At 70.7% G+C, this 1325-nt stretch carries 2 protein-coding genes; one reads left to right on the top strand and one right to left on the bottom strand.

Features of this window, described 5'->3' with window-relative positions:
• Positions 1-113: 113 nt before the first annotated feature.
• A complete protein-coding gene (locus SZN_RS37120) occupies positions 114-665 on the top strand; it encodes a hypothetical protein (RefSeq protein WP_007506523.1) in 552 nt (183 codons plus the stop codon).
• Here SZN_RS37120 and SZN_RS37115 read toward each other — a convergent pair.
• The coding region (locus SZN_RS37115) for an IS5 family transposase (protein WP_007506522.1) at positions 622-1325 on the bottom strand (704 nt) is incomplete at its 5' end. The genes SZN_RS37120 and SZN_RS37115 overlap by 44 nt on opposite strands.

The following is a 1325-nucleotide window of genomic DNA, read 5'->3' as shown; positions in this document are numbered from 1 at the left end:
AGAAGCTGTTGTCTTTCCGGGCTTGAGGACTGCGTTTCCGCTGGTCGGGCATAGGGTCGGCGATCCTGTGGGAGTGGTGGCCTGTTGGGTCGCCGCTGCTGTGGAGGTCATGGATGCCGTCGGTCGTGGGGCTGCTGGAACAGCGCGAGCTCGTCGCTCGCCGTCGCGTGGACGAGCTGCGGGAGGAGGCCGACCGCATCCAGGCTGAACTGGCCGTGGCCGAGCGCGACTGGAAGGAATGGGCCATCGCTCGCTCACGGGTGGGCGAGGTGCTTGCCCCGGCGGCTGAGACCGGGCATGGCCACGACCAGGCCGACCAGACTGCACCAACCGCCGACGGGCAGGCCCAGGAGGCATCGCCAACGCCGGAAGCGGCGAAGACGAAATCGCAGGTGCCGGTGTGGCGTGACGGGCTTGCGCGGTCGGCGTTGTCGGTGGACTACCAGCGCATCCTCACCGCGCTCACGGACCGGGCCCGGCTCGGGCAGGGGCCGATGACCTGCCAGGAGATGGCCGCTTTGTTCGGCATGGACGTGGTTCCGGCGCGGGTGGAGGCGCTGCGGTCGAAGGCGAAACGCCTGGTCGCGCGCGGCTGGCTGGCCGAGCCGGCGCCGGGCCGGTTCACGCCCGCCCGCGGGGTGAACGGGCCAGGCGGCGGGTCATGAGCAGGGTCATCGACCAGTAGATCATCGCCTCGGCGCTGGTGGTGCGGCGTTCGAAGTCGCGCGCCAGGCGGCGGGTGCGCATGAGGTGGGCGAAGAGGCGCTCGACGATCCACCGTTTGGGCAGGGCCACGAAGCCGCGCATGTCGTCGCTGCGTTTGACGATCGTCAGGACCAGGGCGAACGTGGCCAGGCAGTACTCGACGAGGGGGCCGGTGTAGCCGCCGTCGGCCCAGATGAGGGCCAGCAGGTGGTGGGCGTCGGCGACTTGGTGCAGCAGGACCTGGGCGGCGGCGCGGTCGCCGACATTCGCGCTCGTGACCATCACGCCCAGGAGCAGGCCGAGCGTGTCGACCACGACGTGCCGTTTACGCCCGTTGATCAGCTTGCCGCCGTCGAAGCCGCGGCTGTCGGCGCCGACGACGGCGTCCGCCTTGACGGACTGCGAGTCGATCACGCCTGCCGTCGGCTGCAGGTCCCGGCCCAGCCGCTCGCGGACCCGGGCGCGCAGTCGGTCATGGAACTCCTTGACCAGGGCGTGGTCGCGCCAGCGGCGGAAAAACGCATACACCCGGTCCCACGGCGGGAAGTCGGCCGGCATCGCCCGCCACTTGATCCCGTTGTCCACGAGATACCGGACCGCGTCCAGCAGCACGCGGTGGC

This window comes from Streptomyces zinciresistens K42 (assembly GCF_000225525.1).
In the GTDB taxonomy this organism is placed as follows: domain Bacteria; phylum Actinomycetota; class Actinomycetes; order Streptomycetales; family Streptomycetaceae; genus Streptomyces; species Streptomyces zinciresistens.
Note: the sequence above shows the minus strand (reverse complement) of the source record. Positions and strands in the feature narration are given on the sequence as shown.